General features: G+C 73.3%; 2 protein-coding genes and 1 pseudogene. All 3 read left to right on the top strand.

Annotated elements, in window-relative coordinates; all coding sequences use genetic code 11:
• The coding region (locus MFF42_RS21015) for a hypothetical protein (protein ID WP_238257484.1) at nucleotides 1–387 on the top strand (387 nt) is incomplete at its 5' end.
• Nucleotides 388–467: 80 nt separating this feature from the next.
• A complete protein-coding gene (locus tag MFF42_RS21010) occupies nucleotides 468–734 on the top strand; it encodes a sulfurtransferase TusA family protein (RefSeq protein ID WP_238257483.1) in 267 nt (88 codons plus the stop codon).
• Between the two features lie 29 nt (nucleotides 735–763).
• Nucleotides 764–1,012: pseudogene (locus tag MFF42_RS21005) on the top strand (NUDIX domain-containing protein); the annotation flags it as partial.

Here is a 1,012-nt window from a genome sequence, read left to right as displayed (position 1 = left end):
CTGGCCGGCCTCACCGCGGCGAGCCTGACCGTGACGGCCGTTCCGTCCGCTCAGGCCGCGCCCCTGCCGGCGATGAACGCCGCGCAGGTCGGCGGCGGCAAGACCACCGTCGACACCGTCGGCTGGCGGCGCGGTTACTACGGCGGCTACTACGGCCCCCGCTACGGCTACGGCTACGGGTATCGCCGCCGCAACGTCGGCGGCGCGCTCTTTGCCGGCGCGGCGCTCGGCCTGATCGGCGGCGCGATCGCCGCCAGCGCCGCCCCGCGCTACTACGACTACCCGGCCTATGGCGGATACTACGGCTATGGCCGGCCCGTCGGCTATTACGGCGGCTACGGCTACGGGTACGGATACCCGGCCTATGGCGGCTATTACGGCTGGTAGCCGAACCGTCCACCCGTGAGACGATCGCCCCGCCGGCTGGATTCAGCCGGCGGGGCTTTTTCGTGCTATGCGCCGCCGCCATGCCCGGAATCGCGCAGGCCGACACGGTCGAACTCGACCTGACCGGCCTCAAATGCCCCCTCCCCGCGCTCCGCACGCGCAAGGCCCTGCGCGCCCTCGCGCCCGGGGCGTGCCTGGCCGTGACCGCGACCGATCCGCTGGCGGGGATCGACATCCCCAACGTCGTCCGCGAGGAAGGGGCCTCCCTCGAGGCGCAGGAACGGCGCGGCGCGGCCTCGCGCTTCCTGATCCGTCGCGGCGCCGACCGGGCGCCCGAGCCAACCTGATCCCGACCACGCCCTCCCCAGGAGACGCCATGCCCCCCGAGATCCGCGGCACCCGCACCGTTCACGACGGCTGGGCGAGCTTCCTCGTCGCCGAGGTGACGACGCCCGAGGGCGCCGAGGTGACCCGCGAGATCGAGGATCACGGCGAGGCCGTCTGCGTGCTGCCCTACGATCCCGAGCGCAAGGTCGCGCTGCTGATCCGGCAGTTCCGCGCGGCGCCCTTCTTCACCGCGGGCGTGGCGGATCTGCTCGAAGTGCCCGCGGGCCTGCTCGACGAG

Origin of the sequence: Methylorubrum podarium, assembly GCF_022179745.1 — a bacterium.
Classification (GTDB): domain Bacteria; phylum Pseudomonadota; class Alphaproteobacteria; order Rhizobiales; family Beijerinckiaceae; genus Methylobacterium; species Methylobacterium podarium.
This window is presented reverse-complemented; position numbering and strand designations above follow the sequence as displayed.

Bases quoted from the DNA above. Each gene is read 5' to 3' on its own strand.
- MFF42_RS21010 (WP_238257483.1), top strand. From the start codon at position 468: ATGCCCGGAATCGCGCAGGCCGACACGGTCGAACTCGACCTGACCGGC.